Below are 25882 nucleotides of genomic sequence, written 5' to 3'. Positions count from 1 at the left end.
ACGCTGGTGAAAACAATCAAGTTTTGTCCGTGCAATCTGGAAGGCAGTCTGAAATGGGTGAGGGACGAGGTCAGGCAGCTTCCCGACGTGCAAGTAATCGATGAGCGCTGTGTCAACTATTGCGGTCAATGCCTGGAAAAAGCGTTTGCCCTGTTCAACGGCAAAAACGTGGTGGGCAACGATGGGCAAGAACTGCTGGAGCGACTGAAAGAAAAATGGGCGGCGACAACCGCGGTATACCAGGACGCAGAAGGGGCGTGACCTTCTGCGTTTTTTTGTGTGGATGATCGTATGCTCCAAAACTTTTGCTGATAGAGACTACTAATGAGGATAGCGAAATAAGGCATATTATCAAGGAGTTAATGATGGATTAATGAAATTTCAAAATATATAAACTTATACAAAGCGACTTACCAAAAATTGTAAAATATAGTACAGTTCATTTTGAGTAATTGATTTACATTTTTTGTTATTTGAGTTTTATTTAGTAACAACAAATAGATCATAAAAAGGGGGCTCGTAGATGAGAAAAACTAAACTAATCTTTTTGGTCGTCAGCTATTTAATTGTCTTTGGAATTGGTGGGTATTCATATAGTTTTATTTCTCTTTCTGAAAGCAAGCAGACGGGATATCTGTCGGAAACTGATAGAGACAAATTTATAGCTTTTACCAAAAAAATAGACGAAAAGTTTAAGCCAGAAGGCTATGAAGAGTTACTGCAAGGTAATGAAAACATGCTGACAACTCCGGACATTATCTTGGGCCCACAGCAAAAAGAAATAGAAACTTCCATATTTGGCAGACAGAAAAACTACATATATAAAAATAAAACAAACGGAACTGTCATTCTAATGAGCATTAGTAAACGTCTTGGAGCCCAGCAAGAACAATGGCAGAACAGTATTTATTATAGCAACGCCAGATATAATTCGCCGGATAATGATTTAAAAGCATATTATGCGAATGTCTATCCGTCTGTAAATGCCTATCAATATAGCTTTGAAAAATATGGATATAACGTAAGTTGCGTCCTTATATCTGATTCTAAATATGATAAGGGAGCAAATAATTTAGCAGACTTCATAACTCAAGTAGATAAATTCCTTCAAGGAAATATCTAAATATAGTATTGAGAAAGAAGGTCTTATTTTGAAGAGAAATCGGAGCAAGGCCATCAGCCACATTCTATCTAGTGCTTTAGTTCTTGGGGTTTTAGCGTCTGGAGCAACGGTCTATGCAAGTGAAGTTGATCGAGAAGTAGGCTCTTATTCTGTAGGTGAATTGACTTATACTACCGAGAGTAAGTACCCTTATTTTCAAAAAGAAGCGTCAATTAAACCTTATTCTTCCACTGTAGTATATAAGCAAGATGGTTATGTTAGAGGGTCTTTAAAAGCTGAAGAAGATGGATACGAGCGTGATTATTTGCTAGTGCACAAAGCAGATGTCGAGGTAATTGATGGCACAGAAATCAATTACAAATTTATGCAGACAGTTAAAAAAACGAATGAAACATCGCATTCGCTTGAATCAGGCGTGCGAGCTCAGGGAGGCTATAAGTTCCTGGCAGAAATAGAAGGACACATTGACCATACTTATGTATCTAAGGAAATAATTGAATATACAAAAGGTACTGAAACCAGTGTCAATGTATCTAAACCGGGTGATTACACGTTGTATTTCTATGCTCAGGCGAAAAGGTACAACATATACGCAGATTGGTATGGATATACCATAGATAACAAAAAGGAGAGAAAACTAAATCGCTATGTTGGCGATGTATTCGAAGCAACGACTCACGAATACATCAAGCCTAAGAAAAACAGATAAATCCCGGTTCATCTGAAGCACAAAAAAGCAGAGGCGACTTAATCCGCCTCTGCTTTTGCTTTTTCAAGCTACTCGTCCCCAAACAGAAAGCGCCCTTTTTCCTGGATTTGCTGCCCATCAATGAACACATCCGGTTCGTTTACGATTAAATCAATGTGCACACCAGCCTGGATGGTTCCCCCAAAGGTCGCGTTGCTGCCGAACGCAACGTGGATCGTTCCGAATGCTTTCTCGTCTTCCAGCACAACCCCGATAATTCTCGCCTTGTGATTGGTTCCAATCCCAAATTCCGCCAGCATGCGGCCATCGCCATCCCCGAGCGTGGCAAGCAGTCGCGAACCCGTCGGCCCCTCTGCGCTAATCAGCCGACCATCCTTGATCGTAAGCAGCAAAGGCTCGTCAATCATGCCGATTCCGCCGATGGAGCCGTCGACCAAAATTTGTCCGTTGGCCGAGCCTTCGATGGGGGCGATGTACGCCTCGCCAGACGGGAGATTGCCCGATTGTCCTTTTTCCAGATACATGCCAGTGCTGGGAACGCCGTTGCGTGTTTCAATGGAAAATTCCAGCGCGTAGCCGGCTTTTTCAATTCGTACTTGTTTGCCGCGGGTCAGGATGTCTGTCACCTCTTCGGTCAGCCGTTTGACCTCCTGATAATCGGCAGAAATCGCTCCAGCGGTAAACATGTCGCGGGTAATACCCGGCATGGTGGCGACGCGCGTTTCGTTGGCAGCGGCCACTTTTCGCGCTTGTGTGTGCGTAAGCGAATGTTTCGTGATGCACACGGCTACGTCCGCTTGCTCCATCGCTTTGGCAATCGCCTGCGGCGGCTCCTGGCCGGATTTTTCGCGCTCCTGCATGACTAACAGCACGGTTTCCGCACCGAGCAGCTTTCCAGCTTCATAGAGAGCTTCTGCCAAAGGACGCTTATCTTCATCGGTAACAATGACCAATTCTTCCTTTTCCTTTACGCCTAAACAAGTCGCCAGCAAATTGCGGCTGATTTCCACGAGTTGGCTCATCGGTCGCTCACTCCTGATTTTTAGTAAATGTAAATCTTGAAGAGATTGTACTGAAAGAAAAAGCGGTTAATCAAGTCTTAATTTTTTTGTTTTTTGACTATTTACACTAAAAAAAGCATTTGCTATAATCCAAAACGTAACACATATTGAACATGTGTTTCATTATTTGATACACATAAAAATGTCTGGGGGAATCGTAGTGAGGAAAATGTTGAAAGCCAAAGCGTTGTTTTCTTCTGTCATGGTCGTATCCATGCTGGCACTCGCTGCATGTGGTGGACAAGGAAGCGCTCCTGCTCAAGATGCAAAGGGCGGCGACCAGCAGCAGGCAGCTGGCCAGCCAAAAGATGGCGGCGTGCTGAAAATCGGCTTGTCTTCTACGGCAAAAACACTGGACCCAATTGCTTACACGGGTGCTTATGAATCCAACATCATCCGCAGTATTGGCGACACGCTCGTTCGTTACACGAATGACTTGTCCAAAATTGAACCGAGCCTCGCAACAGAGTGGAAAGTGTCGGATGACATGAAGGTGTATACGTTCAAGCTCCAGGACAATGTGTACTTCCAGCCTGGCAAATACCAGGATGGACGGAAAATGACAGCCGAGGACGTGAAGTACAGTCTGGAACGTTCTGCGAAGCAATCCGCACTCAAGCGTCTGCGCGGCGTGGAAAAAGTAGAAGTCATCAGCGAAAACGAAGTAGCGATTCACCTGGACGCGCCAAACGCCGCTTTGCTTGCCATGCTGACAGACGGCGGCAACATCATCGTTCCGCGCGAAGAGGTAGAAGGCTGGAAAGATCAGTTCGGCACTCACCTCGTGGGAACAGGGCCGTTCATGATCGATAAATTCAACCAAGACGATTCTGTAAATTTGAAGCGTTCTGATAAATACTGGGGTCCGAAGCCTCACCTGGATGGCGTAGAGTTCAAATTCATCACCGATGCGAACATGATGACCAACGCCCTGCGCTCCGGCGACATCGACATGGTGACCGATGTCAAAGGGCAAAACCGTGCGATCATCGAGAAGGATCAAAACTTGAACTTGCAAACGAAGCCAGGTCTGTCCATTGAGTACATGGGTTTGAACCAGATCGAAGGCCCGACGAAGGACAAAAAAGTGCGTGAAGCAATCCGTCTCGCTGTAGACGTGGAAGGTTTGGTCAAAGGGGTATTCAAATGGGGCGGAGCGGAAAAATCGTTCCTGCCGCTGCCAAAAGCATCGTGGGGCTATGACTCGTCTCTCGAAGCAGCCGTTCCTGCTTTTGACCCGCAAAAAGCCAAACAGCTTCTGGCTGAAGCAGGCTATCCGGACGGATTCAAAACCGAGCTTTATGTAATCGCTTCCCGCGTGCCGCAAGCGACCATCGCAGCGCAACAGCTGAAAGACAACCTGAACATCGACGCAGAGATCAAAACCGTTGAGTGGGGAACGTTCAGCGACATCGTAGCCAAAGGAAAAGCTCCGCTCTACATCATGGGCTGGTCCTGGTACCCGGACCCTGACTTCTTCCTCTATCAAATGTTCCACAGCAAGCAAATCGGTTCGCTCGGCAACGGCTACGCCTACAGCAATCCGGAAGTAGACAAGCTTCTGGAACGCGCAACGGCAGAGACGACGGACGAAGCGAAGCGCAAAGAGCTGTACAGCCAGGCGATGAAACAAATCAACGATGACGTCGTTCACGTCGAACTGGGCCTGCTCGATGTTGCGACCGGAATGAAGAAATACGTGCAAGATTACCAAGTGCGTGCGGACAGCTCGATCTTCCTGGTCAACAGCGAGACGAACGTTTGGCTGAACAAGTAATACACACGCCTAAAAGCTTCCACGCTTCGAAGAGAGGCCGCGACAAAGTCCTCTCTTCGGGCATTTCTTACCAGGCCAAGCTTTAAACGAATAGTGGGAAGGAGGAGAGTGGCTTGCTCAAACTGATTTTCAAACGGTTATTCGATTTAATCCCTACGCTGTTTGTCGTTGCCACGACCGTTTTCATCATCACGCGGTTGATTCCCGGCGACCCGGCGGCAGTGCTGCTTGGGCCGCAAGCTTCCCCTGATGAAATCGCCAAAATGCGGGAAACACTCGGGCTGAATCAGCCGTTGTACCTCCAATACGTCGACTTCCTCGGCAGCTTGCTGCAGGGAGATTTGGGAACCTCGCTCGGCTACAATCAGCCGGTCATGTCTTTGATCATGGAGCGCTTCCCGAACACGCTTTTGCTGTCCGCCTGTGCGCTCGCTCTCTCGCTGCTCATCGGGATTCCGGCAGGCATCATTTCTGCAACCAAACAGTATTCGTTCTGGGATTACACCGTCATGATTCTCTCGCTCGTTGGCGTATCGATGCCGATCTTTTGGCTCGGGGTCATGCTCGTTCTTTACTTCAGCGTACATCTTGGCTGGCTTCCGGCTACCGGGATGGGCTCGTTGTCCGAAGGCTTCGGCAGCGTAGTCACGCACCTGATTTTGCCGAGCATCGCCTTGTCCACGATTCCGATGGCTACTTTTGCCCGGATTACGCGCTCCAGCATGCTTGAAGTAATCCGCCAGGACTACATCAAGACGGCTCGGGCGAAAGGGCTGCGCGAATTTTTCGTCGTCTGGAAGCACGCCTTGAAAAATGCGATGACTCCATTGCTTACGGTCATGGGGATGCAAATTTCCTCCATGCTCGGCGGGGCTGTCCTGACGGAGACGATCTTCAGCTGGCCGGGGATGGGGCGTCTCGTGGTGGACGCGATTGAAAATCGGGACTTTGTCGTCGTGCAAGGAACCGTCCTGTTCATCGCCGTTATTTTCGTGTTGATCAATTTGCTCGTCGACATTTTGTACACCGTGGTCAATCCGCGCGTGAAACTAACGAATAAAGGGGAGGGCTGATCCGATATGAGCAACCACGCGCAACCATTATCGCCAGCTCCCGCGACGCTCGCACCTAACGCACCCAAGAAAAAAAGCAAGGAAAACAGTGTATGGAGCCGGCTTTTGAAAAACAAGCTGGCGATGGTCGGCATGGTCATCATCGCGCTCATGGTCATTTTCGCCCTGTTCGCGCCATTGATTGCGACGCACGGGCCGAATGACATGGACTTGGCCAATTCGCTGTCCGAGCCTGGCATCGACGGTCATTTGCTCGGAACTGACAACTACGGACGCGATTTGTTCAGCCGGATCGTCTACGGCACGCGCATTTCCTTGATCGTCGGTATTTTTGCGATCGGACTCGGCGGCATGATCGGCACGCTGCTCGGTCTTTTGGCAGGCTACTACGGAGGCAAATGGGATGCGATCATCATGCGCCTCATGGACGGATTGTTTGCATTCCCGTTCATCCTGTTGTCCATCTCGCTGATGACCGTGCTTGGAGCCGGATTGTTCAACGTCATTCTCGCCATCGGGATTGCCAATATTCCCGGCTTCGCCCGAATTGTCCGCGGCCAGGTGCTGGCGGTCAAGGAGGAAGAGTATATCGAGGTGACGCGATCGCTTGGGGCCAACGATTCCCGCATTATTTTTCACCATATCCTGCCAAACTGTATGGCGCCGATTATTGTTTACGCAACGATGCACGTAGCCGGAGCGATCATTTCCGAAGCGGCGCTGAGCTTCCTCGGTCTGGGCGTGCAGCCGCCGACCGCTTCATGGGGCAGCATCCTGAAGGACGGAAAAGACTTCCTCGTCTTGTCGCCGCACATGGCAACGTTCTCCGGGCTGGCGATTTTGCTCTCGGTACTCGGCTTCAACCTGTTCGGTGACGGCTTGCGCGATGCACTCGATCCGAAAATGAAAGTGTAAGCGACAAAAGTGAGACATAGATTGGGGTGAAGGGGAATTGGCAAAGTCAGATGTACTACTCAGCGTGCAAGATTTGGCCGTTTATTTTTATTCGTCCGGAGTCGTGAAGGCGGTAAACGGCGTGAGCTTTGATCTGAAGCAGGGGGAGACGATCGGGATTGTCGGAGAATCAGGCTCGGGCAAAAGCGTGACCTCCACCGCCATTCTCGGGCTGATTCCGTCTCCCCCTGGAAAAATCGAGCGAGGCAGCATTTTGTTTGAAGGAAAAGATTTGACGAAGCTTTCCCAGGCACAGATGCGCAAGATTCGGGGAAACGAAATCTCGATGATTTTTCAAGACCCGATGACCTCCCTCAATCCGGTTTTTACCGTGGGGAATCAAATTATCGAAGTAATCCGCCTGCACCAGCAGCTGGACAAAAAAGCGGCTCGCCAGCGGGCGATTGAGATGTTGAAGCTGGTCGGGATTCCGGAGCCGGAAAAACGGCTGGAGCAATATCCGCACGAATTTTCCGGCGGGATGCGCCAACGCGTCATGATCGCGATTGCCCTCGCTTGCAATCCGAAGCTGCTGATTGCGGACGAGCCGACAACTGCTTTGGACGTAACGGTACAAGCGCAAATTTTGGACTTGATGAAAAAACTGCAAGACGATTTGCAAACATCGATCATCATGATTACTCATGACCTGGGTGTCGTTTGGGAGAGCTGTCAAAAAGTTCTCGTCATGTATGCCGGAAACACGGTGGAATACGCAACGGTAGAAGAGCTGTACGAAAAGCCGCTTCATCCTTATACGTGGGGATTGCTTGATTCCCAGATCAAATCAGACACAACGGGCAAGCTGCCGTCGATCCCGGGCAATCCTCCTGACCTGCGCGAAGATATTGCGGGCTGCTACTTCGCTCCCCGCTGTCCATATGCCAAAGACAAGTGCTTCAGCGAAAAACCGCCGCTCGTCGAAGTGGCTCCCAACCATCTGGTAGCCTGCCACTTCCAGACGAGCGACCACCGTCTTGAACGGAAAGGGGGAAGCCAGGCATGAGTGAGTCGATCATCCAAATCAATCAGCTGAAAAAGCATTTTCCCGTAAAGGATCAGTCTTTGTTCGGCAAATCCTCGAAAGTCGTCAAGGCAGTCGATGACGTCAGCTTTGAGGTGAAAAGAGGGGAGACACTCGGGATCGTGGGCGAGTCCGGGTGCGGCAAGTCGACATTGGCTCGCCTGATCATGCAGCTGATTCGTCCGACGGAAGGCTCCGTCATCATGGGGGGCCAGGATTTGGCCAAGCTGTCCGACAAGGAAATGAAGCGGGCGCGCAAATCGATCCAGATGATTTTCCAAAATCCGTATGCGTCGCTCGATCCGCGCAAAACAGTCGAGCAGCTGATCGTGGAGCCGCTGGTCATTCACCAGGTCGGAACTCACCAGGAGCGGGTAAAAAGGGTGAAGGAGCTTTTGGAAGTCGTCGGGCTTTCCGATTATCACGCCACCCGTTACCCGCATGAGTTTTCCGGCGGACAGCGGCAGCGAATCAACATCGCCAGGGCGCTTGCGCTCAATCCGGAAGTTGTAATTTGCGACGAGTCCGTTTCGGCTTTGGACGTGTCGATTCAGGCGCAAGTGATCAACTTGCTGAAGGATTTGCAGGCGAGCTTCAACCTGACCTACATTTTCATTTCCCACGATTTGAACGTCGTGCGCTACATCAGCGACCGGATTGCCGTCATGTATTTGGGCCGTGTCGTGGAGATGGGAACGTACGAGGAGATTTACCACAATGCGCAGCACCCGTATACGCGAGCGCTGCTGTCGGCAGTGCCGAAGGAAAGTCCGCTGATCAAAAAGGAGCGGGTCATCCTGACGGGTGATGTGCCGAGTCCGATGAATCCGCCATCCGGCTGCCATTTCCACAAGCGGTGCCCGTATGCGACCGACCGTTGCAAGACAGAAGCGCCTGCGCTCACGTTGTATGAAGGGCAGCACAAGGTTTCTTGTCATCTTTTAGGAAATCTATCATAATGGAAAAGGAGACTTTTTTATGTCTTTCAAGCATGTAATCGAAATGTACGATCTTATGGACAGCGCTTACGTTACAGGGGATGACCTGAAACGATATTTTGAACAAAGCGGCTTTCGCGATGTAGAAGTATCTACCGTTACTGGACAAAAAGGAAAGACCGATTTCGTCAAAGTATTAATAAAAGGAAAGAACGGAAAAAGCAGCGGCGGAACGGCGCCGACACTTGGCGTCATTGGCCGTTTGGGCGGGATTGGCGCCCGTCCCGAGCAAGTCGGCTTCGTATCTGATGGCGACGGCGCTCTGGCGTGCATGGCAGCAGCAGCGAAGCTTGCCGACATGCAGCAGCGCGGCGACACGTTGGAAGGAGACATCCTCCTGACTACGCACATTTGCCCGGATGCGCCGACTCTTCCGCATGATCCCGTGCCGTTCATGAACTCTCCGGTGGACATGCAGATCATGAATGCCAATGAAGTATCGTCCGAGATGGACGCGATTTTGTCCATCGACACCACAAAAGGAAACATGATTCTCAATCATACAGGCTATGCGATCACCCCGACGGTCAAGGAAGGGTACATCTTGCGCATCAGCAACGATTTGCTTGAACTGGTGAAGCAAACGTCCGGCAACATGCCAGTGACATTGCCGATTACGGTACAAGACATCACGCCGTACGGCAACAATTTGCACCACATCAACAGCATCATGCAGCCGTGTGTCGTAACAGACAGCCCGGTTGTCGGGATTGCCTTGACGACCCAGGTGCCAGTAGCAGGCTGCGCCACAGGTGCGACTCATCTCGTGCACGTCGAACAAGTCGTGCGCTTCGTGATCGAGGTAGCCAAGCTGTTTGGAACAGGCAAGTGCGCGTTCTACGACGAGGAAGAGTTTGCGCGGATGACATCGCTGTACGGCTCCATGAAGCATCTGCTCACACTGGACGGCAAGGTGAGCGTGTCATGAGCGATCAACTGAAAGCGTTAAAAGACCAGGTCATCGCCGCCGTCGAACAAAACAAGGACGAATTGATCGAGCTGTGCTGCAAGCTGATCCAGTTCCCGAGCGAAAATCCGCCGGGCGATTCCGGGCCGATCAGTCGCTTTATTACGGAATATCTGGAGCGTTTTGACATCGCTACAGACTGGCATGAAGCAGGGCCAAACATGTACAACCTCGTGTCCCGGATCGGCAATCTGCAATCGGGCAAAAAGTTGATTTATTGCGGCCATACGGATGTCGTGCCTGCTGGGGACTTGTCCAAGTGGGAATTTGCTCCGTTCAGCGGCGAAGTAAAAGACGGCTGGATTTTGGGCCGCGGCGCTTCTGACATGAAGGGCGGCTTGGCTGGACTGATTTTTGCCGCGACGATTTTGCAGCGCTTGGGAGTCGAACTGCCGGGACAATTGATTCTGGCGATCGTGCCGGACGAGGAAACAGGCGGAGCGATGGGCGTTCCGTGGATTTTGGAGCGCAAGCTGGTCGAGGGAGACGGATGTCTGATCGCCGAGCCGTCCTCGCCGCACAATCCGACTTTGGGGCAAAAAGGTTCCTGCTGGTTCCAGCTCACGGTCAAAGGCAAGCCAGCTCACGGCAGCCTCGGGCCGATCGCCGGCAAAAATGCGATCATGGATGCGATTCGCGCTATCGAGCGGATTCGCACCGTATGGGATTATCCGGTCGTGATTCCGGATGAAGTCAAGGAACTCGTGAAGGTATCCAAAGCATACATGCTCGGCACCGAGCGGGAACCGTACCAGGATGTGCTGGAGCGCGTCTCTTGCAACATCGGTACGATTGAGGGCGGAACGAAAGCAAATGTGGTCCCTGACACTTGCACCGTGGAAGTGGATTGCCGCCTGCCGTTTGGCGTGACGAGAGCAGAAGTCATGGGCTACATCACCAGCCAGTTGGACGAGCTGGATATTGATTACGAAATTGTGCCGATGGGAACGCAAAGCCATGCGAACTACACGTCGCCGGATGATCCGGTCTGCCGGGCGATCGTCGACAACATCACGTACGTGACAGGCGAGCACGCTTTTGGCGTTCAGCAGTGGGCAAGCAGCGATGCCAGACATTTCCGCGCGTACGACATTCCGGTCTTGCAATACGGGCCTGCGTACTTGCCGAGCATCCACAATTTCAATGAAAAAGTGCTGGTCGAAGACGTCATCCGCTGCGCGAAGGTGTACGTGGCGGCAGCCATTGACTTTTTGTACGAGCAATAAACGGGTTTGAAAAGTAATCGTGAATAAGGGGAGTCGTCGTGCTAAAAACGTTGGATCAATCACTCAAATTGTTACAGCTGTTCACGAAGGAGAAACCGGAATGGGGAGCAAGGGAACTCGCCAAGGAAGTCGGTTTGAATCACGCAAATGTATTCCGCGTATTATCTACGTTTGAAGCCAATCGCTTTCTGGAGAAAGATCCCAAGACGAAAAAATACTCATTGGGCATTCGCCTGTGGGAGCTTGGATTGACAATGAGAGAGTCGTTCCATGTATCACGACTGATTCGGCCTGTGTTGCAGCGGATGATGGAGGAGTCGGGCGAGTCGATCTTCCTGACCTGCCTGGACGAAGACGAAGCGCTTACGCTCGATGCGCTGGAGCCGGACAATGTGGTGAAATACTCCGTGTCGGTAGGCAGTCGTGCCCCTTTGTTTGTAGGCGCATCGTACCGTTCGATCATGGCCTACTTGCCGCAAGAGAAAATCGAGCACATCATTTTGCAAGGCTTGCGGCAGTACACGAAAAATACGATTGCCGATCCGGACAAATTGCGCGAGGAGCTTGTGCATATTCGCGAAGCCGGATGGGCGATGAGCACGGGCGAGTATACGCCGGATGTTCTGGCGATCGCGTGCCCGCTGTTCCATTACGACGGACATGTGATGGGCTCGTTGACCATATCCGGCCCGATTTACCGGATGAGCGAGGAGAAGAAGGCAGAGTGCCTGGAAATCCTGATGCGGGGCAAACGGGAAGTCGATGAGATTATTCAAAACTACCGCGTGGATTTATCCCGCTATTACTTGTTTGGTTAGAAAAAAGCTGCCGCAGAGCAAAATCTGTCGGCAGCTTTTTTGCTGTGAAAAACGTCGAGACGTACGTTTTTCATGAAATGGGATGTGACCGTGCTGCTCGTTCGCGTCTACGGTTGAAGCGATTCGATGCCGAGCCGAAAGCTCGTCGTCTGATTTCGCCCGGCCGCTTTGGATTGATACAGCGCCTGATCCGCGCAGGTGATGATGTCGAGCGCTTCCGTACCGTGCAGCGGATAGCTGGCAATTCCTAGGGAGATCGTCACCGGATGTCCCGTCGGATTGTCGAGCGCTTCAATCATTTGCCGCAGCCGCTCGGCGATTTGATAGGCAAACAGATGCCGATCTCCTTGCAGCAAAATGCCGAACTCTTCCCCTCCGTAGCGGAAACAGAAGTCGTCTTCGCGCGTCGTATCCAGCATCGTTTGCGCGACTTGTTTCAAAACCTCGTCACCTGTGACATGGCCGAAAGCATCATTGATCCTTTTGAACCGATCGACGTCGAGCAGAATGAGGGAAAACGGAATTTCGCTGCGCAAAGCATCTTGCAAGCAGGCATCGAACGTTTTGCGATTGGCAAGTCCGGTCAATCCGTCCTTCTCCACTTCGGATTGCAGCTGCCGCAGCTTGCGGTTCATCTGGCGAAGTGCCAGCCGCGTGCTTTGGTACAGCTTTTGCACCTCGTAAATTTTGGAGGTGGTCGTAAGCTCGGCAGGACAGTCCATTCCGCCAGACTCATCGGAAATGTGGGTTAATTTGGACAGCGCGGTATTGATGTTTTTGGCAATCAACCAGACGATGCCAAGCGTGAGCAGCAAAAAAGGCAAGGAAGTCATCAACAGATTGTGGAGCAGCTTGTGATTCGACTCGTCAATGACAGAGGTCGGCGTCTGGGAGACGATAATCCAGCCGCTGACGCTTTCGGTCGTATATCCGGCAAAATACGATTTGCCCTTGCTGTTGACGATTTGCTGGTAGCCGCTTTTGCCCGCGAGAGCTTGCTGGATGGCGGGATTCAATAGCACGGTTTCTCCGAGGCGCTTTGTTTCGGGGTGGAAAATGAGCCTCCCTTGCTGATCGACCACATATACGTAGGAACCGTCCCCATAAAAGTGTTCCTTCAAGGTCCGGTTGAGCACATTCGATTCTTCCAAATAAATCGTTCCGCCCGCAAAGCCTTGGTACACTCCCTGTTTGTCAAAAATCGGCGAAGAAATCATCAAAATCAGCCGGCCGGACACCGCACGGTAAGGCTCGGAGATCAGCGGTTTCTTTTGGATCAACGCCAGTCTCACAGCATGCGAGGTCAGCAACGTTCCGAGGGCAACGCCGGATTTCAGCGGGCTGACTTTCTGGATGTGACCTTCAGCGTCTGTGATGAACAAGGAATGAAAATTTTGTCTGTTGGCCGCATACCAGTCGTCCAAGTCTTTCTCTACGAGCGGCTTCTCGCCAGCTTGTCTGGCAATCGTGTCGACGTTGTTTTGCAGGACGGTCAATATGTCTGCTGTGTTTCTCGCCAGCTTCTTCGCGTACTGGTAGTTGTTTTCCAGGTAGTTGGTGGAGAGCGAGGTGCGATTGACATGAAGAGAAGAAATGACCTCAATCAAAATTGTCGCGAGGACAGAAAACACAACGAGCATTTCCATAATAAAGCGAAGCGTATAGGTTCTTCTTTTCCCCATGCCAAACTCCTTTTTTCTGTTTCTGAAAGCTCTTGCTGTAAATCTTTACCCGCAATTCGCGAAGTCTAATCTCTCGGACGGCAAAAAGACAGCCTGGAGGGAGCGTGTGGCGATGGGGGAGAGATTTTCGGAAAACAAAAACAGGTTATCCGAAGACAACCTGTTTGGCAAGTATTTGATTGGTTAGCGTGTAAAGCTTAAAGCGACACCGATGGAATAAGGGACCAGCCAGAGCACCCATACAAACAGGCTGAATTTGTGGAACTGCTTGCGTTGGCGGTCTTGCTTTTTCCAGAGGACGAAGCCGGCCCAGGCGGTGTGCAAAAACATCAGGATCAGCGCGACCAGCCCGGTAATCCCGTGCAAATTCAGCGAATTGCCGTCGGCGAGCAGCTTCATGAAAGCCGTTCCGACTGTATCGAAGACAAGCCCCAGGCCAAAAAAGACGAAGTGCTTCCAGGCAAGCTCCTTGGCACGGTGCTCCGACCAGACTCCGATTGTATACGAGGCGAGCGCCAAATTGATGAAAATGACAGCCCATACTAGCATAAAAAATCATCTCCCATTCGCTTCTTGATTGTCTACACGGTTGAGTGTAGGAAAAGAAGATGAACGGAAGATGAACAACGAGGGGATTATGCCGATTTACGCCTGGCGCTTTTTTCGCAGGAGCAGCCATATAATCAGGGTGGTAAGAGCCGCCTTCCACAGCTTTGGCCAAAAGTCAGCGACCATTCCGTCGTAGACGTAGGCTGATGCCATTTCAAGCGGAGTGGCTCCCGGCGCGAATTGGATGGCTACGCCGAAGCCGAGCATGGCAGGCAGACTGTAAAACAGGTAGCTGGCAAAAAGCAGAAACAGCCATTTTGGCAAAAGGAAGCCCTCCTTTCCGGTTTGTTTGATTGCGTCTAGCGAACAAACGTGTTTTTTACCCGTTTGGACAGGCGGAAGTACGGTATCCAGATCATGACAAAAATGCCGTTGCGTGCATCGAAAAACACCTTCGCTAAAATTGGATGAATTTCATAAAAATGACTAGATCATGGTAATGGATCGCGCCTTCTTCGTCAATGGAAAAAGCAACCGGGAATCGGGAAACTCGCCAGGCAAGGGAGGAATCGGCGGTAGCCAGATCGTATTCATACGCAAACAGGCTTGAAGGAGGCAATAAAATGAAGCCGATTCGCTATGAACGCAGAAAATATACGCAAGGTCCGACGCCGATCGAGCGTCTGGAGAGGCTGTCGCAGGTGCTGGGCGGCCCGCACATTTCCATCAAGCGCGACGACTTGCTCGGCTTGACGGCTGGTGGCAACAAGACGCGAAAGCTGGAGTATTTGGTTGCCGACGCGATCCGGCAAGGCGCAGATACACTGATTACGTGCGGCGCTGTCCAATCGAATCATTGCCGTCTGACACTGGCTGCGGCGGTTCGCGAAGGGCTGCGTTGCCAGCTCGTTTTGTCGGCGCCCGAGACAGGCGACTACAATCCGCAGGCGGGCGGGAACCATCTGTTGTTTCATTTGCTTGGCGCCAAACAGATCGAGGTCATTCCCGCAGACGGCGATATGCTTGCGGCGATGGAAAAGCTGGCGGACAGTCTGCGAGAAGCAGGCAGGAAGCCGTACCTGATTCCGGTTGGCGGCTCCAACGAGATCGGCTCGCTTGGCTACATGGCGTGCGCAGAGGAAATCGAGCAGCAAGCGTGGGAGAGCTGCACTCCGTTTGATTACGTGGTGACGGCAACAGGCAGTGGCGGGACGCAAGCGGGTCTGATCGCCGGGTTTTTGGCGAGACAATCGTCTGCCAAAGTGATTGGCGTCAATGTCAGCCGCGACCGCGCCGCCCAGGAAGCGAAAGTACAGGAGCTGCTTGCGCGCACCGCCGCCGAGGTCGGTCTGCAAGCGACGATCCAGGCAGATGTGGTGCAGTGCGAAGATCGCTTTGTCGGGCCAGGCTATGCGATTCCGACAGAGGAAATGGTCGAAGCCGTGCAGCTCGTCGCCCGCACAGAAGGAATTTTGCTCGACCCGGTTTACACAGGCAAAGCGATGGCGGGGTTGATCGGGCTGATTCGCGAAGGGCGCTTTTCGCAAGATGACCATGTGCTTTTTCTGCACACGGGTGGCGCTCCGGCACTTTACACGGCGTCCGAGCTGTTTTTGCCCAAGCAGGGATGACGGTGTACTTGCAGCTGCTTGCGAGACGAGAGACGAAAAGGAGACAGATAAATGCTTGATGTTGTTGCCTGCGGCGAGCTTTTGATTGATTTCACGCCGATGCCCCATCCCGAACCGGGGAAAATGGCGTATGAACAAAATCCGGGCGGAGCAGTGGCAAATGTGCTTGCTGCTTTGTCGCGGTTTCATAAAAAGACAGCTTTTCTCGGCGCAGTCGGAAACGATGCGTTCGGCCGCTTTCTGAAGCAGACGCTGATGGACCTGGAGATCGGGACTGACGGGCTTGTCCTGACGGATGCTGCCTTGACCACGCTCGCCTTTGTACACATCGACGCGAGTGGCGAGCGCTCGTTTTCGTTTGCCCGCAACCCCGGAGCAGATACGCAGCTTCGCGAGGCGGACATAGATGAGGAAATGATCGCGCAAGCAAGGCTGTTTCATTTCGGCTCCTTGTCTTTGACCCATGAACCAGCGCGCAGCGCAACCTGGAAGGCTGTAGATATAGCGAAAAGACACAAGCTGCTCGTATCGTTTGATCCAAACATTCGCGAAAGCTTGTGGCCGGACATGGAACAGGCGAAGGCAATGGCGCTGCACGGGATCAGACAAGCGGACATCGTCAAGCTGTCGGAAGAGGAGCTGGAGCTGCTCGCTCCGGCAAGCGGTTTGGCAGAGGCGACAGAGTGGCTGATGGAAACTTGCCGCAATCAGGCGATCTTCGTCACTCGCGGCAAAGCGGGCTGTTACTTCCGAACGGAAAAAGAGCAGGGGATGGTTCCAGGCTACGCGGTCGATGCGGTCGATACGACCGGGGCAGGAGACGCGTTTTTGGGGGGCTTGCTTTATCAGGTGCTGGAAGCCAAGCAGTCGCTTCGCTCCATGGACAATGACACGCTGACACGTATGGTTCGCTTCGCCAATGCGGCAGGAGCGCTCACCACCACGCGGACGGGCGCGATTCCGGCGCTGCCAGCGCTGGCTGATGTCGAGCGGTTTGTGGCAGAAAATCGCATATAGCACGGTTCAGCCGATTCTCTGTCAGAAAATAACGGGGAATCGGCTTTTTTGGCGAGCGATTTGATATACTATTCGTAATTTCGCATTTCTATGGAAGAAGTGGGTATGAACCATGATTTTTCTCGAAGTGATCTTGCCTGTCTTGCTGATCTTTTTGTCGGGCTACATTCTTCAGCGCAAGTTCCGAATGGATTTGAAGCCGATTTCGTCGCTGGCGATCTACGTGTTGACCACGGCGCTTGTCTTTCGCACGTTTTACAAGACCGAGCTTGATCTGCAATTGTTTTACATCGTCGTCATCTCGCTGTTGCTGCTCGGAGCGCTGATCGTGCTCACCCAGCTTACGGCTCGCCTGTTTCGCTACGACAAAGCGCAGGAGAGCGCCCTGATGCTTTCCACCGCCTTCATGAACAGCGGGAACTACGGGACTCCGATCATTTTGTTTGCTTACGGGGAGGCCGGGTTTACGTATGCGGTCCAAATCATGGTTTTTCATTCGATCATCATGGGGGTATTCGGCGTCTACTTCGCTTCGCGGGGCGGGGGTGGCGCGGGCACGGCGATTCGGGCGATTTTCAAGCAGCCTTCCAACTACGCGGTTGTGCTGGCGATTTTGCTGCAACAAGGCAATGTCGTGATTCCAGCGGGCTACTATCAGGCGATTGATCTCGTGGCGCAGGCAGCGATTCCGGTCGTCATGCTGATTCTCGGGATGCAGCTTGCCAACGTATCGTCCAAAGCTTTGGAGTGGCAAGGATTGAGCGCCGCCAGTGTCATTCGGCTGGTCGCTTCGCCTGTGCTCGCTTACGTGATCTGTCTGTTTTTCCCGATTGATCCTTTGCTGCAAAAAGTGCTGGTCATACTCGCAGCGATGCCGTCTGCTGCGACGACAGCGATTTACGCGATCCAGTTCAACATGCGTCCGCAATTTGTTTCCAGCAGTGTCCTGGTCACGACCGTGTTCAGTGTAGGGACGCTGACGATCTTGCTGAATCTGCTGCACTAGCCGATTCAACTGCCGAGGCAATCGCGCCACACCGAAAAGGTTGCCAAGGCATTGCTTTTTTCTATATGATGAGAACAAGAATCGTTTTCAACAAAATCAAAACCGGGAGATTGCCATGCATGCCACATCCATTCATTCCATCTACGACAGTTATATTGACGCGCTGCCGAACATTCGGCTTGATGACATCGGGACGGAGATGGCGGGGGATGACTTGTCCGGTTGGAACGGATACATCAACAGAATGATGCCTCGTCCTGGACTGGAGATTGTCGATTCCTTCCATCGTTTTCAGGATGATCACGCCATGCGTTTTCGCTCGGAAGCCGCCATGGTGGAGCTGAGCTTTTGCTTGCAAGGAACGGGGGAGGTAGCGGTTTCGGGCGGTTCCCAGCACGATCTCGTTCCGGACAGCTGCTCGCTGCAATTAATGCGGGATTTTCAAGCCGACTTTTGCTATATGGCCCAAGCGCCGTTTCGTTCGGTAGCGATCGGGATTTCCGTCGAGCTGTTCAACGAATGGCTTGCGCAAATCGACGAAGGAACGCCGTATACGTTTGAAAGCTTGTTGGGCAACCGTCCTTTTCGCATGTTCCGCATGCCGCTTCGGCCAGATTTGATGATGCGGCTCCAGCAGCTGATCGCGCCGCCTGCGTCTCAGCCCAGATTGCGGCGGCTTCATGCGGAAGGCAAGACGCTGGAAATCGCTGCGCACGCCTTCGACATGCTGCTGTTTGAGCGAGAGGCGGAAGTCACCCGACCCTTTTTGTCCCGCAGCGATCGGGAAAAAATTCATAGCGCCAGAGAAATTTTGCTGGCGAATATGGAGGCGCCGCCTTCCTTGATCGAGCTGGCACGCATGGCGCAGTTGAACGAATACAAGCTGAAAATCGGCTTCAAAGAGGAGTTTGGCACGAGCGTCTTCGCGTACTTGCGGGAAAAGCGCCTGGAAAAAGCGCTGGAACTGCTGCGCTTGGGCGAGATGAATGTCAGCCAGGTAGCGTTGTCGGTCGGCTTTTCCAACTTCAGTCACTTTTCCGAAGCGTTCCGCAAACAGTACGGAATGAATCCGTCCGATGTGAAGCGGGGCAGGTATATTTTGTAGCGAAAAAAGCGGGAGCGATGTCTCTCGCTTTTTTCTATTATCCCGCCAACCGTAGTTTTCGCCCTCGTCCGGTAGTTGCAAACAGCTGGCAAAGGTACGATCAAGCGTAGTTGTTGAGAATTATTATCACAGATGATGGAGGCTGACGGAAGGTATGGCAAAAAGAAAGCACGGCTGGATCGCGGGATTGCTCGGTTTGGCGTTACTTGTAGGGGGATGCAGTCAAGCTGCTGACAACAGTGCAGGCGGACAAGCGCCAGCAGACAAGCCGGCTGCGCAAACAGCAGAAACGCGGACAGTCAAGGATGCAGCAGGCGAAGTAACCATCCCGGCCAATCCGCAAAGAATCGCGGACGTATCTGGATCGACTGAGGAGCTGTTGGCGCTCGGCATTCGTCCCGTGCTGACCGCGAACAGCCAGTATGAAAGCCCGATGGATTTGACGCCGATTTTGCAAAAAGAGCTGGGAAAAGACGTGACCGTGGCGGGCTGGTTTCAAAATGAGGTAAGTGTCGAGGCGATCGTCGCAGCCAATCCCGATCTGATTCTCGTGGGTCCGGCCCAGGAAAAAATTTACGAGCAGTTGAACAAAATTGCCCCGACCGTGCGCGTGCCTTACGGTTTCAACGCGTTTCGCGAGCGGTTCGACTTTGTGGCGAATACGCTCGGGAAAAAACAGCAGATGGACGAATGGCTGAAAGCGTACGATGACCATGCGAAGCAGCTGCACGATCAGATTGTGGCAACTACCAAAGAGGAATCGTTCGCAGTGATCGAAGCGACGCAAAAAGGGATTCGCCTCTACGCGAAAACCGGGCTGGCTGACATGATTTTCTCCGACTTGAAGCTGCCGAAAGCGGCGGGAATACCGGAGCCAGATCCGTGGGGAGGCAAGGAGACGGACCTGGAGGGACTGTCGACGCTCAATCCCGACCATATCGTGCTGCTCGCCGATTCCGAGCACAATGTGCTGGAAGATACCGCGATTTGGAACAATATGAAGGCGAAGAAAAACGGCAAGGTGTACCGCGTCACTACAAAACAGAGCTACAACGAAGCGTTTTTTGCCCTCGGGAAAAAGGCGATGATCGAGCAGGTAGCGGCAGATATTTTGCAAAAGAACCAAAAATAGCAAAAGCGGGCACGAGCAAAAAACGGATGCTTTTCAGGCGTCCGTTTTTTCATAGGCGGCGCTTGACCGACTTCACTGTGTATGTTGTATGATGAGCGAAAAAGACATTCTGCCAAAGGAGATCGCCATGTGCCGAAATATTAAAACCTTGTTCAATTTCTCCCCTCCCGCTACCGAAGATGAGGTTCAGGCAGCCGCGCTGCAGTTTGTGAGAAAGCTCTCGGGCTTCAACACGCCCTCCAAAGCAAACGAAGAGGCGTTTCAGCGGGCGGTCAAAGAGGTAACAGCAGTCGCCCAGACTTTGCTCGATTCATTGGTGACAAACGCAGAGCCGCGCAACCGCGAGACGGAAATCGAACGCGCCCGCGCAAGAAATGCCAAACGATTCGGCACGCCCCAATCCCAATCGGCTGACTCTGTTGATTGAATTTTTTGCCGCTTATCATCGTTTTGTGATTTTGTTTATCATAACTCTATCAGATCGTTTCTATTTTCCCTCCTCGTCTTTTGTATTATCTTGGGGACAAAGGGGAGAGATCCATCATGGAGAAGATAAATCTGACAGAACAATTTTCGTGGATACAACAGTCTTTACGTTCAACGGTCGTAGGGGAGCTGAACGATTCGGCGATCAAGCTGGAGCAGCTTTCGGGAGAATATCCCTGGCAGCAGCACGACCACAAGGACGAAATGATTCTCGTCGTAAACGGAAGATTGCTATTGATGTCCCATGAGCGCAATATTTGGATCGAGGCTGGCGAATTGCTCGTCATACCAAAAGGAACGGCGTACAAATGGTTCGTGCCCAACGGAGTTTGCCATCTGTTGGTGATCGAGCCGAAACAGCTGGCGGCGCTCAAGCGTTGTTCGTGATAGATTGCAAGCAAGCATGAAAGATAGATGGCGTGAACGAGATAGCTGTCATTGTCGGGACCAAGCGGCGGCGAAAAAACTACGATTATACGAGTTGAGTAGTCATTGAAAGTAGGAGCAAAAATAGTTTTAGTCCGAATATTAACTGGTTTTTAAATATGAGCCTTTATGGTGCGCTGTAGTCTTTATACAGGGTGCCCTTTTGGCATTCATGTTCATAATTTTTAGTTTTTATTCTTTTTTTGAATGAAACAAACGATCCTAGACAAAATGTCGCCCGCCCTCACTCTTTATAGAAAAAAATTTTACAAAAGAATGTTTACTGAGAAATATGTGTCTGTAAGTAACTTCCAATTTGTTGAAAACGTATTATATTATGGTATTTGGATGTGATCAAACCCATACATTAGGACTTGAAAATGAGGTGAATGAAGAATGTTGAATAAAACTAGGAAATGGATTATTGCTGTTGCTCTCGTTTCAATTGCTTTAACGATTTTTTTTCAATTCAAAGACTTACCTGGAAATATGGGCGCGCTTCTTACAGTTAAAGAATTAATCAATAAGCACAACAAACAATTAAATGAACTGGCAGATGAAGGTGCTGAAAATCATACCAATGTCCAATTTGCTGAAGGTAAGTATTATATCGATGTGAATAAAAATGTTATTACAAGTGAAGGTAAAAATCGCGTAAATCACTATGAATATGTTCTTGTATACGAAGATCTGGAATGGAAAGTAATCAAAGAGAGATTTACTTATACAGCTAAATAGCCTACTAATTAGAAAACGAATATTGTAATATTTTCCATATAAATGTAATATGAAGTCGATTTTTTCATTCAAATAAATGGAAAATTGGGAGTGGTTTTTGTGAAAAAAGCAAAATTTGCAGTATTTGCCGCATTGTCCTTAAGTTTAGGATTCAGTGTTGCTCCACCTCAAGCTTTCACTGCAAAAGCAGAAGTTAACGAAAAACAGATTACACCAGGACTTCGAGAAGCGATTGATAACTTCCTCAAAAAAAGAGAAGAAGCAATTAATAATGGAGATTTTAGCAGTCTACCGTTTGATAAAACAGATGAAACAGCCATTTATTTTCGATATATTAACGATGTTCAAAATTTTGCAATAACGGATTACGAAACGTCTTATGATATGAAAGGTATAACTGAAAACAAGGATAACTATGAGGTACATATTTACCTGATCCAAGAATTTGTTGTAAATAACTCGATTGAGTCTGGTTTTGCAGATGATGTGAAGGTGGTGCTTAATAAGCCTGCTGCATCATTGAATAAGAATAGCCTTGTTAATGACTCAAATGAAACGTCAAATGATTTTGAAATTGTAAAAATGTCTTCTGACACCCTTGAAACGGATTTAAATAGTGAGGGTGTAATCAAGAAGGGGAAAGATTTTAAGGCTAAAATGAAAAAACAAAATACAAAAAAACAAAATACAAAAAAACAACTATCGATTGAAGCTCCAGAAGGTGCTGCCCTAGCTTCATATTCTTACGATGGATCGGAAGCTGCTGATTATGCCTTGGATTATGCTTTAAATCCGAATCCTAATTACTACACCTGGAACAACGATTGCACAAACTTTGTCTCTCAAGCACTGAATTATGGTGGGATTCCCGAAAGAGGTACTACATCAGGTAACTATAAAAAATGGTATTATCGTGATAGATGGGACGTCTCTAACAGTTGGATTAATGTCGATGATTTCTACGAAGTAGCTACAAACTCGTATACGATCTTCGGGTCAGATTTGGATTACGCAAGTGAGCTTAGTCTAGGAGATGTAGTTCAATACGACATCGATAGCGATGGAGACTGGAACCACACTGCCATCGTAACTAAACTCACAAATAATGGTCGATACGATATTCCCCTTGTCTCTTATCATTCTTCCAATAGAAAAAATGTCGCTTGGGATTATTTTGTTTCAAAGTACGATGAGTGTGATTACAGATTAATTGATATCCATGAGTAAGAGGTTGAGTTAGTTTTAACTGGATAGAAAAACCCGTCTCCTATGATTAAGAGACGGGTTTGCGAGTGGTTGATACTATTCATGCCCTGCGGCTTTGTACTATAGGCGAAAAAAGGGTTGACTTTCCGGTATTTTGGTATGTAATTAATACGGATAGCTGCAACTCTTTTTTGAGGTGATGAACGTTGGAAGACGGCGTCTATGTCCTGATCAAAAAAGGCGATCCGGAGCTTGTGCAAAAACGCCAGTTTCTTCGTCAGGATGAGTACACCATTGGACGGAGAGGGAGCCAACTTGCGCCTGACATCGCTTTTTCCAGCCCATACGTGTCGAGACGGCATGCCGTGATCCGCAAGATCGTCAATCGCTATACGATTTCCGATCTGGACAGCAAGCATGGAACAGAAGTCAACGGGCAGAGCGTCCGCCAAGCGCCGCAGCCGTTATTTCACGGCGATCTGATCAGCCTTGCCAAAGGAGTCGTCGAGCTGGTCTTTTTTGCGGAGGGCAGTGAGTTGGACGTGACCAGGGAATTTTCTTTTCCGCTGGTGCAATCGATGGTTTCGACTGTTTCCACGACAGGATTGGTCATCAACCTGGAGCGGCGCGAGATTCGCCTGGATGGTGCGAGGATTCATTTGACAGGAAAAGATATGGATTTGCTGATGCTTTTGTATCAACGGGCCAATCAGGCAGTCAGCTATGAGGAAATCATGGTGTCGATCTGGCCGGAAAGAATGATTTACACAGACAATAGCGTGCCGGATGTGGGACGCGCCGAAATCAATGCGCTCGTGTACCGTTTGCGCAAACGGCTGGGCAAGTACGGGGAAAAGGTCACCACGATTCCTCGCTTCGGCTATATGTGGGAAGATTGAACAAGGGAGACGAGCCAGTGGTCTTCCTTTTTTCCATGCGCTTTTTCCTGTTGAATTGTCTGACACTTATCATTTGTTTGTGAGTGTGATCTGATGATTTCATCAGTTTTCTTCCATTTATTCTCTAATCCGGCTGGTTTATCGTGGGAAAGGGAAGGTGAGGAACTGGTGAAAAAGGCTTGGATATGTTTTTGGAGTGTCTTTCTCGTAATTCTTTCGGGATTTGTCTTCCTTTTTTGGGACTATTGGAAGGAAGGGCCGAAAACGGACGGGGAAATGGCGAAGGCGGCGTTTACCGCTTATACGACGAATTGGAAAAATCAGCAGTTTGCACATATGTACGAACAGCTTTCACTGGATACAAAGGCAAAGGTGACAAAAGACGAGTTCGTTTCACGATACGAGAACATTTACGGCGGGATCGAAGCCAAACCGATCCTCGTCGAGCCGCTTTACAACGGAGATGTCGTCCCGACTGAGGATGGGAAAATCAACTTCCATTACCGGATCAAGCTGGACACATTCGTCGAACCGATTTCGTTTACAGGAAAAGCAACCTTGATCAAAGAGACGCAAAACGACAAAAAAGATTGGTACATCCATTGGAATCCGTCTTTTTTATTTCCCGGGATGCAGGAAGGGGATAAGGTGCGCGCCAACACGCTGTATCCGAAGCGGGGAGAAATATTGGACCGGGCCGGACGCAGGCTGGCTACGAGCCGGATCGTGGTCGATGTCGGGATTCGTCCAGATGAATGGAGCAAAACGCCTCCAGCCGGGAGGACACAAGTCAGCAAGCTGTTGCAAATACCGCTGGCAAACCTGATGAGTGTGGTGAGTGCCAATGCCGGGAAGTCTGGCTCGTTTGTCCGCATCGCAACTTTGCCGGAGGATGATGCACGCTTGCAAACTTTGCAACAAACCGCGAGCATCGTTTTGCAGAAAAAGCAGGTCAGGTACTACCCGTATCAGGCTGCGGCGGCTCATTTGGTCGGCTACACGGGTGCGATTAGCCAGGAGGAGTACGAAAAGCGCAAAGACATGGGCTACCGCACCTCGGATATCGTCGGCAAGGCGGGGCTGGAACAGCTTTTTGAACAGCAATTGCGCGGGGAATCAGGCGGCCGGATCGCGATTGTCGGTGCAGACGGGACGGTGAAAAAAATCGTGGCGGAGCAACCCGCCAAAAACGGGCAGCCACTCGCCCTGACGATCGACGCTACTGTCCAGCAAACGATTTACAGCGAGTTCAAGCAGGATGCTGGGACAGCCGCAGCGATTTCGCCCGCGACGGGAGAAGTTTTGGCGCTGGTCAGCTCGCCATCGTATGATCCAAACGCATTTGTGCTCGGCATGTCGACAGAAGAGTGGAAAAAGCTCAATGACGATCCGGGCAAGCCTTTGCTGAATCGCTTTGCCCGCGGCTTTGCGCCAGGGTCTACCTTCAAGCCGCTTACCGCGGCAATGGGACTTGCGACCGGAGCGATTACGCCAGCCGATACTGTTTCGGTCAAAGGACTGCATTGGCAAAAGGACGCCTCCTGGGGCGCATACGAAGTGACGCGGGTGAGTGACTACGGAGCGCCCGTCGACCTGAAAAAAGCACTCGTCTACTCGGACAATATTTATTTTGCCAAGGCGGCGCTGTCCATCGGGGAGGAGCCGTTCGTGGCACAGGGAAAGCAGCTTGGCTTTGACGAGGCGGTGCCGATCCCGTATCCGCTCGATCCGTCCCGGCTTGCCAACAACGGCATGAGAAACGAGATCCAGTTGGCAGACTCGGGCTATGGGCAGGGCGAGGTGACAATGACGCCGCTTCACTTGGCACTCGTGTACAGCGCTTTTGTCAACGAGGGAAACATCGTGTACCCGTCGCTGCTTCAGGGCGAGCAAAAAGAGCGGTATTGGAAGCGTGAAGCGATTCCGCCCCAAGTGGCAGCCATCGTCAGGGACGATCTTGTGCAGGTGATGGAAGACCCCCGCGGCACAGGCCGGGGAGCGCGCGTGCCGGGCATCCGCATGGCGGGCAAGACCGGCACCGCAGAATTGAAGCAAAAAAAGGGCGAGCAAGGACAGGAAAACGGTTGGTACGCGGTGTTCAATGTGGATGATCCGCGCCTGCTGGTCACGATGATGGTCGAGGACGTCAGAGGCCGCGGCGGCAGCCATGTGCTCGATGCGCGAATCAAGCGGATTTTTTCCAAGCTGTTGCAGGGCGTGGGGGCGTAAGCAGCATAGAGCAAGCGTTTCGTTTCGCTAGTTTCGCTAGGATAGA

27 protein-coding genes are annotated in these 25882 nt (G+C 50.8%); 22 read left to right on the top strand and 5 right to left on the bottom strand.

Features of this window, described 5'->3' with window-relative positions; genetic code table 11:
• Window positions 1-6: 6 nt before the first annotated feature.
• The 3 genes from HP435_RS22825 (at window position 7) to HP435_RS22815 (ending at window position 1832) form a co-directional block, all read left to right on the top strand.
• Window positions 7-261 carry a DUF1450 domain-containing protein gene (locus HP435_RS22825; protein ID WP_229049740.1) on the top strand — a complete coding sequence of 85 codons (255 nt, stop codon included), beginning with the start codon at window positions 7-9 and terminating at the stop codon, window positions 259-261.
• 262 nt (window positions 262-523) lie between these two features.
• The gene (locus HP435_RS22820; protein ID WP_173599261.1) at window positions 524-1123 is read left to right on the top strand and encodes a hypothetical protein; all 600 of its coding nucleotides are present in this window, start codon (window positions 524-526) and stop codon (window positions 1121-1123) included.
• A 28-nt stretch (window positions 1124-1151) separates the two neighbouring features.
• On the top strand, window positions 1152-1832 hold the full coding sequence (locus HP435_RS22815; RefSeq protein ID WP_217365729.1) for a hypothetical protein: 681 nt from the start codon (window positions 1152-1154) through the stop codon (window positions 1830-1832).
• 68 nt (window positions 1833-1900) lie between these two features.
• Here HP435_RS22815 and HP435_RS22810 read toward each other — a convergent pair whose 3' ends face one another.
• Complete coding sequence (locus HP435_RS22810) at window positions 1901-2854, bottom strand: aminopeptidase (RefSeq protein WP_173599260.1); 954 nt, start codon at window positions 2852-2854, stop codon at window positions 1901-1903.
• Between the two features lie 199 nt (window positions 2855-3053).
• Here HP435_RS22810 and HP435_RS22805 point away from each other — a divergent pair, with 199 nt between their 5' ends.
• From HP435_RS22805 to HP435_RS22770, 8 genes are all read left to right on the top strand, one after another.
• Window positions 3054-4670 carry an ABC transporter substrate-binding protein gene (locus HP435_RS22805; protein ID WP_173597532.1) on the top strand — a complete coding sequence of 539 codons (1617 nt, stop codon included), beginning with the start codon at window positions 3054-3056 and terminating at the stop codon, window positions 4668-4670.
• Between the two features lie 113 nt (window positions 4671-4783).
• Window positions 4784-5743 (top strand): ABC transporter permease, encoded by a 960-nt coding sequence (locus tag HP435_RS22800; RefSeq protein ID WP_122964595.1) that lies wholly within the window; start codon window positions 4784-4786, stop codon window positions 5741-5743.
• Window positions 5744-5749: 6 nt separating this feature from the next.
• Entirely contained in the window at window positions 5750-6658 is a 909-nt protein-coding gene (locus HP435_RS22795) for an ABC transporter permease (RefSeq protein WP_173597533.1), read from the top strand.
• A gap of 37 nt (window positions 6659-6695) precedes the next feature.
• Window positions 6696-7703, top strand: a complete 1008-nt coding sequence (locus HP435_RS22790; RefSeq protein WP_167470306.1) for an ABC transporter ATP-binding protein — start codon at window positions 6696-6698, stop codon at window positions 7701-7703.
• Entirely contained in the window at window positions 7700-8680 is a 981-nt protein-coding gene (locus tag HP435_RS22785) for an ABC transporter ATP-binding protein (RefSeq protein WP_122964598.1), read from the top strand. The genes HP435_RS22790 and HP435_RS22785 overlap by 4 nt, the downstream gene beginning before the upstream one ends.
• Window positions 8681-8699: 19 nt before the next feature.
• Window positions 8700-9647, top strand: a complete 948-nt coding sequence (locus HP435_RS22780; protein WP_122964599.1) for a DUF1177 domain-containing protein — start codon at window positions 8700-8702, stop codon at window positions 9645-9647.
• Window positions 9644-10912 carry a M20 family metallopeptidase gene (locus HP435_RS22775; RefSeq protein ID WP_173597534.1) on the top strand — a complete coding sequence of 423 codons (1269 nt, stop codon included), beginning with the start codon at window positions 9644-9646 and terminating at the stop codon, window positions 10910-10912. The genes HP435_RS22780 and HP435_RS22775 overlap by 4 nt, the downstream gene beginning before the upstream one ends.
• 38 nt (window positions 10913-10950) lie before the next feature.
• Complete coding sequence (locus tag HP435_RS22770) at window positions 10951-11730, top strand: IclR family transcriptional regulator (protein WP_122964601.1); 780 nt, start codon at window positions 10951-10953, stop codon at window positions 11728-11730.
• A gap of 107 nt (window positions 11731-11837) precedes the next feature.
• Here the strand turns inward: HP435_RS22770 and HP435_RS22765 are convergent, their stop codons facing one another.
• The 4 genes from HP435_RS22765 to HP435_RS29300 all read right to left on the bottom strand — a co-directional run bounded on the left by HP435_RS22765 (window position 11838) and on the right by HP435_RS29300 (window position 14413).
• Window positions 11838-13412, bottom strand: a complete 1575-nt coding sequence (locus HP435_RS22765) for a sensor domain-containing diguanylate cyclase (protein WP_122964602.1) — start codon at window positions 13410-13412, stop codon at window positions 11838-11840.
• A 183-nt stretch (window positions 13413-13595) separates the two neighbouring features.
• On the bottom strand, window positions 13596-13961 hold the full coding sequence (locus HP435_RS22760; protein WP_122964604.1) for an HsmA family protein: 366 nt from the start codon (window positions 13959-13961) through the stop codon (window positions 13596-13598).
• 96 nt (window positions 13962-14057) lie between these two features.
• A complete protein-coding gene (locus HP435_RS22755) occupies window positions 14058-14285 on the bottom strand; it encodes a hypothetical protein (RefSeq protein ID WP_173599259.1) in 228 nt (75 codons plus the stop codon).
• A 35-nt stretch (window positions 14286-14320) separates the two neighbouring features.
• The gene (locus HP435_RS29300) at window positions 14321-14413 is read right to left on the bottom strand and encodes a DUF2569 family protein (protein WP_173599258.1); all 93 of its coding nucleotides are present in this window, start codon (window positions 14411-14413) and stop codon (window positions 14321-14323) included.
• A 171-nt stretch (window positions 14414-14584) separates the two neighbouring features.
• On the opposite strand from HP435_RS29300, the gene HP435_RS22750 reads away from it, so the two are divergent.
• The 11 genes from HP435_RS22750 (at window position 14585) to HP435_RS22700 (ending at window position 25836) form a co-directional block, all read left to right on the top strand.
• Complete coding sequence (locus tag HP435_RS22750; protein ID WP_173599257.1) at window positions 14585-15592, top strand: D-cysteate sulfo-lyase; 1008 nt, start codon at window positions 14585-14587, stop codon at window positions 15590-15592.
• A 51-nt stretch (window positions 15593-15643) separates the two neighbouring features.
• Window positions 15644-16609, top strand: coding sequence for a carbohydrate kinase family protein (locus tag HP435_RS22745; RefSeq protein ID WP_173599256.1), 966 nt, complete (start codon window positions 15644-15646; stop codon window positions 16607-16609).
• 112 nt (window positions 16610-16721) lie between these two features.
• Complete coding sequence (locus tag HP435_RS22740; protein WP_173599255.1) at window positions 16722-17615, top strand: AEC family transporter; 894 nt, start codon at window positions 16722-16724, stop codon at window positions 17613-17615.
• A gap of 115 nt (window positions 17616-17730) precedes the next feature.
• Entirely contained in the window at window positions 17731-18720 is a 990-nt protein-coding gene (locus HP435_RS22735) for a helix-turn-helix transcriptional regulator (RefSeq protein WP_173599254.1), read from the top strand.
• A 154-nt stretch (window positions 18721-18874) separates the two neighbouring features.
• Window positions 18875-19852: an ABC transporter substrate-binding protein gene (locus HP435_RS22730; protein WP_173599253.1), complete on the top strand. Its 978-nt coding sequence runs from the start codon at window positions 18875-18877 to the stop codon at window positions 19850-19852.
• A 127-nt stretch (window positions 19853-19979) separates the two neighbouring features.
• Window positions 19980-20279 (top strand): DUF2277 domain-containing protein, encoded by a 300-nt coding sequence (locus tag HP435_RS22725; RefSeq protein WP_122964750.1) that lies wholly within the window; start codon window positions 19980-19982, stop codon window positions 20277-20279.
• A gap of 116 nt (window positions 20280-20395) precedes the next feature.
• Complete coding sequence (locus tag HP435_RS22720; RefSeq protein WP_122964612.1) at window positions 20396-20725, top strand: cupin domain-containing protein; 330 nt, start codon at window positions 20396-20398, stop codon at window positions 20723-20725.
• A gap of 435 nt (window positions 20726-21160) precedes the next feature.
• Window positions 21161-21502 carry a hypothetical protein gene (locus HP435_RS22715; protein WP_173599252.1) on the top strand — a complete coding sequence of 114 codons (342 nt, stop codon included), beginning with the start codon at window positions 21161-21163 and terminating at the stop codon, window positions 21500-21502.
• A 99-nt stretch (window positions 21503-21601) separates the two neighbouring features.
• Window positions 21602-22729: an amidase domain-containing protein gene (locus tag HP435_RS22710; RefSeq protein WP_173599251.1), complete on the top strand. Its 1128-nt coding sequence runs from the start codon at window positions 21602-21604 to the stop codon at window positions 22727-22729.
• A gap of 185 nt (window positions 22730-22914) precedes the next feature.
• Window positions 22915-23607 (top strand): FHA domain-containing protein, encoded by a 693-nt coding sequence (locus HP435_RS22705; protein ID WP_173599250.1) that lies wholly within the window; start codon window positions 22915-22917, stop codon window positions 23605-23607.
• Between the two features lie 168 nt (window positions 23608-23775).
• Entirely contained in the window at window positions 23776-25836 is a 2061-nt protein-coding gene (locus HP435_RS22700; RefSeq protein ID WP_173599249.1) for a penicillin-binding transpeptidase domain-containing protein, read from the top strand.
• Window positions 25837-25882 lie beyond the last annotated feature (46 nt).

The sequence above is a fragment of the Brevibacillus sp. HD3.3A genome, from assembly GCF_013284375.2.
GTDB lineage: Bacteria > Bacillota > Bacilli > Brevibacillales > Brevibacillaceae > Brevibacillus > Brevibacillus parabrevis.
Note: the sequence above shows the minus strand (reverse complement) of the source record. Positions and strands in the feature narration are given on the sequence as shown.

Coding starts and splice junctions, on each gene's coding strand:
- HP435_RS22820 (WP_173599261.1), top strand. CDS start 524: ATGAGAAAAACTAAACTAATCTTTTTGGTCGTCAGCTATTTAATTGTC.
- HP435_RS22810 (WP_173599260.1), bottom strand. CDS start 2,854: ATGAGCCAACTCGTGGAAATCAGCCGCAATTTGCTGGCGACTTGTTTA.
- HP435_RS22795 (WP_173597533.1), top strand. CDS start 5,750: ATGAGCAACCACGCGCAACCATTATCGCCAGCTCCCGCGACGCTCGCA.
- HP435_RS22785 (WP_122964598.1), top strand. CDS start 7,700: ATGAGTGAGTCGATCATCCAAATCAATCAGCTGAAAAAGCATTTTCCC.
- HP435_RS22780 (WP_122964599.1), top strand. CDS start 8,700: ATGTCTTTCAAGCATGTAATCGAAATGTACGATCTTATGGACAGCGCT.
- HP435_RS22775 (WP_173597534.1), top strand. CDS start 9,644: ATGAGCGATCAACTGAAAGCGTTAAAAGACCAGGTCATCGCCGCCGTC.
- HP435_RS22765 (WP_122964602.1), bottom strand. CDS start 13,412: ATGGGGAAAAGAAGAACCTATACGCTTCGCTTTATTATGGAAATGCTC.
- HP435_RS22760 (WP_122964604.1), bottom strand. CDS start 13,961: ATGCTAGTATGGGCTGTCATTTTCATCAATTTGGCGCTCGCCTCGTAT.
- HP435_RS22750 (WP_173599257.1), top strand. CDS start 14,585: ATGAAGCCGATTCGCTATGAACGCAGAAAATATACGCAAGGTCCGACG.
- HP435_RS22745 (WP_173599256.1), top strand. CDS start 15,644: ATGCTTGATGTTGTTGCCTGCGGCGAGCTTTTGATTGATTTCACGCCG.
- HP435_RS22740 (WP_173599255.1), top strand. CDS start 16,722: ATGATTTTTCTCGAAGTGATCTTGCCTGTCTTGCTGATCTTTTTGTCG.
- HP435_RS22735 (WP_173599254.1), top strand. CDS start 17,731: ATGCATGCCACATCCATTCATTCCATCTACGACAGTTATATTGACGCG.
- HP435_RS22730 (WP_173599253.1), top strand. CDS start 18,875: ATGGCAAAAAGAAAGCACGGCTGGATCGCGGGATTGCTCGGTTTGGCG.
- HP435_RS22725 (WP_122964750.1), top strand. CDS start 19,980: ATGTGCCGAAATATTAAAACCTTGTTCAATTTCTCCCCTCCCGCTACC.
- HP435_RS22720 (WP_122964612.1), top strand. CDS start 20,396: ATGGAGAAGATAAATCTGACAGAACAATTTTCGTGGATACAACAGTCT.
- HP435_RS22715 (WP_173599252.1), top strand. CDS start 21,161: ATGTTGAATAAAACTAGGAAATGGATTATTGCTGTTGCTCTCGTTTCA.